The 7222-nt window shown below is 59.1% G+C and carries 8 protein-coding genes; all 8 read right to left on the bottom strand.

Annotated features, from left to right (window positions below):
* Nucleotides 1-668 (bottom strand): amino acid--tRNA ligase-related protein (locus tag Q0Z69_RS13215; RefSeq protein WP_298034459.1); only part of this gene is annotated, 668 nt, incomplete at its 3' end.
* Nucleotides 669-717: 49 nt separating this feature from the next.
* The gene (locus Q0Z69_RS13210; protein ID WP_298034456.1) at nucleotides 718-1629 is read right to left on the bottom strand and encodes a restriction endonuclease; all 912 of its coding nucleotides are present in this window, start codon (nucleotides 1627-1629) and stop codon (nucleotides 718-720) included.
* Between the two features lie 46 nt (nucleotides 1630-1675).
* Nucleotides 1676-3031, bottom strand: coding sequence for a histidine--tRNA ligase (gene hisS / locus Q0Z69_RS13205; protein ID WP_298034453.1), 1356 nt, complete (start codon nucleotides 3029-3031; stop codon nucleotides 1676-1678).
* A 355-nt stretch (nucleotides 3032-3386) separates the two neighbouring features.
* The gene (locus tag Q0Z69_RS13200) at nucleotides 3387-3800 is read right to left on the bottom strand and encodes a methylglyoxal synthase (RefSeq protein ID WP_298034450.1); all 414 of its coding nucleotides are present in this window, start codon (nucleotides 3798-3800) and stop codon (nucleotides 3387-3389) included.
* A gap of 16 nt (nucleotides 3801-3816) precedes the next feature.
* Entirely contained in the window at nucleotides 3817-4572 is a 756-nt protein-coding gene (locus Q0Z69_RS13195; RefSeq protein ID WP_298034447.1) for a P-loop NTPase, read from the bottom strand.
* Nucleotides 4573-4598: 26 nt separating this feature from the next.
* Nucleotides 4599-5294 (bottom strand): 16S rRNA (guanine(527)-N(7))-methyltransferase RsmG, encoded by a 696-nt coding sequence (gene rsmG / locus Q0Z69_RS13190; RefSeq protein WP_298034444.1) that lies wholly within the window; start codon nucleotides 5292-5294, stop codon nucleotides 4599-4601.
* The gene (mscL, locus tag Q0Z69_RS13185; RefSeq protein WP_298034441.1) at nucleotides 5294-5737 is read right to left on the bottom strand and encodes a large-conductance mechanosensitive channel protein MscL; all 444 of its coding nucleotides are present in this window, start codon (nucleotides 5735-5737) and stop codon (nucleotides 5294-5296) included. Before mscL ends, rsmG begins: the two co-directional genes overlap by 1 nt.
* A gap of 164 nt (nucleotides 5738-5901) precedes the next feature.
* Complete coding sequence (gene serS, locus Q0Z69_RS13180) at nucleotides 5902-7206, bottom strand: serine--tRNA ligase (RefSeq protein WP_298034438.1); 1305 nt, start codon at nucleotides 7204-7206, stop codon at nucleotides 5902-5904.
* Nucleotides 7207-7222 lie beyond the last annotated feature (16 nt).

The following is a 7222-nucleotide window of genomic DNA, read 5'->3' as shown; positions in this document are numbered from 1 at the left end:
TCGTCCCGGAAGCAGGGGGCAATCTGGAAGTACCGGTCGAAGCCGGAGGTCATCAGCAGCTGCTTGAACTGCTGGGGAGCCTGGGGCAGGGCGTAGAACTTGCCGGGGTGGTTCCGGGCGGGAACTAGGTAGTCCCGGGCGCCTTCGGGGGAGGAAGCGGTGAGGATGGGGGTCGTGATCTCCAGGAAGCCGTGCTCCGTCATGGCCTGCCGCAGGGCGGCCACCACCTGGCAGCGCAGGACGATGTTGGCCTTCACCGCCGGGTTCCGCAGGTCCAGATAGCGGTACTTCAGCCGCTGGGCCTCGTCGGCCTCCCGGCTGCGGTTGATCTGGAAGGGCAGCTCATTGTGCTGGCAGCGGCCCAGGACGGACACCTGCGCGGGGACGATCTCGATGTCGCCGGTGGCCATCTTGGCGGTCTTGCTGTCCCGCTCCCGGACAACGCCCTCCACGGAAATGGTGGACTCCTTGGTGATGGCCTTGAAGGTGCTGACCATCTCCTCGGTATCCGCCACCACCTGGGTCGTGCCGTAGAAGTCCCGGACGACGATAAAGGCCAGGCTGGAGGAGACCTCCCGGATGTTTTCCATCCAGCCCACGATCTTCACCTGCTTTCCGGCATCGGAGAGCCGGAGTTCCCCGCAGGTATGGGTACGGTTCTGCATCATAGTAGTGCTCCTTTTAGTATAATAAAGTCGATTTATTCCAATTTGTATTTTATTCATCTGCGCCATTAAAGAAATCAGAGTCAATGGTCTTGATTTCGTATTTTGCGATGGGGGAGACGCCAAGATCATATTCGATCATAAGGCGGGTAAGCCGTTTTCCGTCTACCAGCACGATGTGCTGCTTTTCAGCGGAGGCGCGAGCGCCGTCGGAAAATTTTGCAGTTGTAATAAACAGCCCTTTTGACGCGCCTTCATCACGAAGTGCGCCGGAAAACTTTTGAATATCTGGGCGGCTGATTGACTTCTCGGGATCCCAGCGTTTGGCTTGAATGTAGATTTGGTCAAAACCCAGCTTGTCTTCCCGGATGATTCCGTCGATCCCGCCATCATTGGATTGCTGAGTGACAAAACCGGAATCAGAGACCGAACCGCCATATCCCATTTTTTGAAGGAGCTTGACAACCAACTGTTCAAAAAAAGAGGGGTCCTTGGACATGATTTCTGCCATTAAGTCATCAGCCAGCTTTTGGTTGAGAGAAGAGAATGCGTGGTCGATCAAATCCTGGGGCGTTTCATCTGATTCGCTGGGGCTGGAACTTCGCTCGGCGGAGGAGGATTCTGCCAGATAAAAATCCTGAAAAGAGGGGTATTTGCAAAGAAAATTGTTGTCCAGAAGTTGGGGTGGATTTTGCAGGATTTGATATCCTTCATCTGTCAGGCGATGGTGGCCGCGCCTTTCACTTTCCACCAGCCCTGCTTTTTTCAGGTATGTGCAGGCCCAGTTTACCCGGTTTGAGAAGACAGATACACCGCTGGTGAGGGTAAATTGCTGCCGTTCTTGCTGTGTAATTCCAAGGATTTCGGCAATTGTATCAGCCATCTCCCGGTTTGTATGAACTGCGCGATCACCAAGGGCTTTCAACAGAGGAAGATACATTTCGTTGTATTTTGGAATTCCCATACGAAGCCTTTTTCTGTATCTTTTGGTTTTTGTGGATGGTATTCGGTTATCCCAGGATGACGGCGCCCTTTTCCTTCTCCGCCAGGCCCGCTTTGATGCGGTACACCGTGGCGGCGGGCTCCAGCTTGGTCTGCTCGCCGGTGGCCATGTCCTTGCAGGCCACCACGCCGGCATTGATCTCGTCCTCGCCCAGGAAGATGACGTAGGGGATGCCCAGCTTGTTGGCGTAGGAGATCTTCTGCTTGAACTTCTTCTCCTCGCAGTGGAGTTGTGCCCGGATGCCGTTTTCCCGCAGCAGCGTTGCGAAGCTGATGGCGGCGGACAGATCCTCCGTCATGGGCAGGATCAGCACATCGGCGGGAGCGGTGGGCAGGTCGGGATTCAGCATCCCCTGCTCGCCCAGCACGTAGAACAGCCGGGTCAGGCCGATGGAAATGCCTGCGCCGGGCAGCTGGCGGTCGGTGTAGTACTCCGCCAGGTTGTCGTACCGGCCGCCGGAGCAGACGGAGCCGATCTCCGGATGGTCCAGCAGAATGGTCTCATAGACGGTGCCGGTGTAGTAATCCAGGCCCCGGGCAATGGTGAGATCGACGGCGAAGTTCCCGGCAGGCACGCCGAAAGCCGCCAGATACCGCACCACAGTCTTCAGCTCGCTGAGGCCCTGGTCGAACACCTCGTTCCGGCCCTGGTAGCCCTCCAAAGCGGACAGCACAGCGTCATTGCCGCCGCTGATGGCGATAAACTTCAAGATCTCATCTGCGTCGGCATCAGAAACGGCGAAGTCCTCCACCAGGATGGCCTTCACCTTTTCTGGGCCGATCTTGTCCAGCTTGTCCACGGTGCGCATGATGTCGCCGGATTTTTCCGTCAGGCCCAGCATGGCGTAAAAGCCGTTCAGTATCTTCCGGTTGTTCACGCGGATGAGGAAGCGGTTCAGGCCCAGAGTCGAGAAGGTCTTATAGATGATGGAGGGGATCTCCGCTTCATTGATAATGCTCAGCTTGCCGTCGCCGATGATGTCGATATCCGCCTGATAAAATTCCCGGAACCGGCCCCGCTGGGCCCGCTCTCCCCGGTAGACCTTGCCGATCTGGTAGCGGCGGAAGGGGAAGGTCAGGTCGTTGTAGTGCAGGGCCACGTATTTGGCCAGGGGGACCGTCAGGTCGAACCGCAGCGCCAGGTCCGCGTCGCCCTTTTGGAAGCGGTAAATTTGTTTTTCCGTCTCACCGCCGCCCTTGGCCAGCAGCACGTCGCTGGACTCGATGACGGGGGTGTCCAGGGGGCTGAAGCCGTACAGAGAGTAGGTGCGCCGGAGGATCTCCATGATGCGCTCCATCTGCTGCTGGGGCGCGGGAAGAAGCTCCATAAAGCCGGACAGCGTCCGGGGGGTCATTTTAGCCATAGAAACTGTTCTCCTTTATCCTTGTTTCCGCGTTTTCATGGGTTTATTTTTCCGTTGGATCATCATTTGTTCACGAGGGCTGAGAAAAAACAACGCTCCCGTCCCACAGCTTTGGGACGAGAGCGAAAACTCGCTTCGTGGTGCCACCCAAATTCGGGGCGCAATGCCCCCTTTGGCCTCCTGGTACGGGGAGGGAGCCGTGGGCGTTTCCGCCCCCGCTCCGCCGCTGTCCTTCGTTCAGGGCGAACAGGGCGCTCTCAGCGGCGCGCCCCTCTCTGGAGATCGGTTCCTGAATTACTGCTGCGGCATCTTCGCGGTAAAAACAGTGGTATTGTATGCGCTTTTTCCGAAAAAGTCAAGCGATGGGCCGCGTGGAGGGATTGACGATATAGCGCCAGTCCAGGTCGCCCCGGGCCAGGCCCAACACCAGCATCTCCGCCGTGGCGATGTTGCTGGCAAAGGGAATGTTGCTCTGGTCGCACAGGCGGGAGATATAGGAGATGTCGTCAGCCATGCTCTCATTGCTGGGATCGTTGAAGAAGATCACCAGGTCAAATTCGTTGTAGGCGATGCGGGCGCCGATCTGCTGGCTGCCGCCGTGGGCGTATGTCAAAAAGCAGTGAACGTTCAGGCCGGTGGCCTCCGCTACCATATGTCCGGTGGTGTTGGTGGCGTAAATGTGGTGCTGGGACAGGATACCGGCGTAAGCGGTGCAGAATTGGACCATCAGTTCCTTGCGGTTGTCGTGAGACATAAGCGCGATATTCATGGGTCAGGACTCCTTTCTATCTGATACGAAGCAGGGGGGCCTTGCCGCCCTGCAGGCGTTTGGCGATGTTGCGGTAGGCGCAGGCGGAGGGACTTTGGCCGGCGGCCAGCAGCAACGGCGTGCTCTGGTTCAGGCAGAGGGGGAGGGCGTCGTCCTCCGGCACCACGCCGATGAGGGGAAGGCCCGCCTTGTCGATGGCGTCGTCGATGGTGGCGTGCATGCTGCGGAGCAGCTTTTTTCGCACTCGGTTCACCACCAGATGCAGCGAGCCGCTGGAAAAGCGGTCCAGCTCCATGACAGTGTGCTGGGCGTCCCGCAGGGAGGAGGCGTCTGCCGTGGTGACGACTACAGCCCGGTCGGCGGCACAGGTGGCCAGCAGGAAACCGTTGCCAAGGCCCGCCGGGGCGTCCAGCAGGCAGTAGTCATACTGCCTGCGGATCTGGTCCAGCAGAGCAGCCATCTCCGGATTTGTCACCGGGCGGCCGCGGACTCGGACGGGAGCTGTCAGCAGGAACAGGCCCGACAGCCGCGGGTGCTCCACCACGGCGGCAGCCAGGGAGCAGCGGCCCTGGGCCACGTCGGAAAAGTCCATCAAGGCCCGGTCGGAAAGCCCCAGGGCCAGATCCAGATTCCGGAGCCCCACATCGCAGTCCAGGCACAGGACCCGCTTCCCGGCCAAAGCCAGGGCGGCGCCTACACCGGCGGTGAAGGATGTTTTCCCCGTGCCGCCTTTGCCGGAGACCACGGCGACGCATTGTCCAAGGGAAGCCATGGAGGGCCTCCTTTCTTTACTAGCTATTATAACGGATTCTTCTTGATTTTTGCAAATGGTCTGGGATATTTTTTTGGAGTTTCCCGTACTTTTTTGATCACGATCAGCCGGTGGCGGACATCTGTGCCTGGGATCGTGTAATCCACCGTCCGCTCCACGCTGCCGCCCAGGATTGCAATGGCGTTTTCAGCGGCGGAAAGCTCGCCGCCGGAGTCTACCGATTTCATGGACAGGAAGCAGCCGCCCCGCTTCACCAGGGGCAGGCACAGCTCCGCCAGCAGCGGCAGGCTGGCCACGGCCCGGGAGGTGACGATATCGAAGCTTTCCCGGTGGTCGGCGGCAAATTCCTCCGCCCGGGCGTGGACACACGCCACATCTGCCAGGTTCAGATCCTGGCAGACCTCTTTCAAAAATTCGATGCGCTTATTTAGGGAATCCAGCAGGGTCAGGCGGATGGACGGCTCCAGGATGCGCAGCACCATGCCGGGGAAACCGGCGCCGGTGCCCACGTCCGCCACGGTCTTGCCCCGGAGGTCCGCCAGGGGCAGCAGGGCTGCGCTGTCCAGAAAGTGGAGGGCGGCGATTTCCCCAGGCTCCGTAATGGCGGTCAGGTTCATGACCTTGTTTTTCTCCACCAGCAGGTCCGCGTACCGCAGCAGGGCGGGAACGCCCCCGGCGGGCAGCCCCCAGGCCGCCAGCCCCTCTCGCAGGAGCTGTTCCATTACTTGCTCTTCAGCAGATCCCGGATCTCCGTCAGCAGCTTTTCCTCGGCAGAAGGCTCAGGGGGAGCGGGAGGCGCGGCGGGAGCCTCTTCCTTCTTGCGGTGCAGGCCGTTGATGAACTTGATAAGGCAGAACACAGCGAAGGCGATGATGAGGAAGTCCAGAATGGTGGCCAGGAAGGCGCCGTAGCGAATGGCCACCTCGGTGGCGGGGTCGATGACGCCGTCGGCGCCGGCCACGGCCGCCTTCAGAACGATCTTCCAATTGTTGAAGTCTACGCCTCCGGTGAGCATGGAGACGGCGGGCATGATGACGTCGTTGACCAGCGAGGTGGAGATCTTGCCGAAAGCGCCGCCGATGATGACGCCGACTGCCATGTCCATCACGTTGCCGCGGGCGATAAACTGCTTAAATTCTGCGATGAAACCGGTATCCTTTGCCATAAGTAGATTACCTCCTGTATTTTAAAAATAAAATATTACAAAATATAATCTTCTGGAGTGAAACATGCGATTTGTTGACAGCCTCCCCACAACATGGAGCAACCCAAACAAAAGGCCTTTATGTGGGAGCTTGCACGCCGGGAGAAAACCAACATTTAGAAAATTTACCCCTTGGGGGTTAGCACCTTGGTGCCGCCCATGTAGGGCTGGAGCACCTCGGGGATCAGCACGGTGCCGTTGGCCTGCAGGTTGTTTTCCAGGAAGGCGATGAGCATCCGGGGCGGGGCCACACAGGTGTTGTTCAGGGTGTGGCACAGCTGCATCTTGCCGTTTTCGTCCTTGTAGCGGATGCGGAGGCGGCGGGCCTGGGCGTCGCCCAGGTTGGAGCAGGAGCAGACCTCGAAATATTTCTGCTGGCGGGGAGACCAGGCCTCAATGTCGCAGCTTTTGACCTTCAGGTCCGCCAGGTCACCGGAGCAGCACTCCAACTGACGGACAGGGATAGCCAGAGAGCGGAACAGCTCCACGGAGTAGCGCCACAGCTTCTCATACCAGTCCTTGGACTCCTCGGGCTTGCAGACCACGATCATCTCCTGCTTTTCAAACTGGTGGATGCGGTAAACGCCTCGTTCCTCGATGCCGTGAGCGCCCTTCTCCTTACGGAAGCAGGGGGAGTAGGAGGTGAGAGTCTGAGGCAGTGCCTCTTCCGGCAGGATCTGGTCGATGAAGCGGCCGATCATGGAGTGCTCAGAGGTGCCGATGAGGTAGAGATCCTCGCCCTCGATCTTGTACATCATGCCGTCCATATCGGTTTGGCTCATGACGCCCTCCACCACGTTGCCGTGGATCATGAAGGGCGGGATGCAGTAGGTGAAGCCCTTGCCGATCATGAAGTCCCGGCCATAGGCCAGCACGGCCTCATGGAGCCGGGCGATGTCGCCCAGCAGATAATAAAAGCCGTTGCCGGAGACTCGGCCGGCGGCGTCCATGTCGATGCCGTCAAAGCGCTCCATCAGCTCGGTGTGGTAGGGGATGGGAAAATCAGGCACCTTCGCTTCACCAAAGCGCTCCACCTCCACATTGGCGGAGTCGTCGGGGCCGATGGGGACGGAGGGATCAATGATCTGAGGAATGACCATCATCCGCTTGCGGAGCTCCTCCTCTAGTACGGTCTCCTGCTGTTCCAGCTCCGCCAGACGGTCGGCGTTGGCCTTTACCTGCGCCTTGACGGCCTCGGCCTCCGCCAGTTTGCCGGGGTCCTTCTTGGCTTGCCCCATCAGCATGCCGATCTGCTTGCTGAGGCTGTTGCGGGCGGAGCGGAGCTGATCGGCTTCCGCGATGGCGGCCCGGCGCTGGGCGTCCAGTTCAATGACCTCGTCCACCAGGGGCAGCTTGGCTTCCTGGAACTTCTTTTTGATGTTTTCTTTTACAAGGTCCGGATTTTCTCGGACAAAACGGATATCGAGCATGGCGCGTCTCCTCTTA

Source organism: uncultured Dysosmobacter sp. (assembly GCF_947631165.1).
GTDB lineage: Bacteria > Bacillota > Clostridia > Oscillospirales > Oscillospiraceae > Oscillibacter.
Note: the sequence above shows the minus strand (reverse complement) of the source record. Positions and strands in the feature narration are given on the sequence as shown.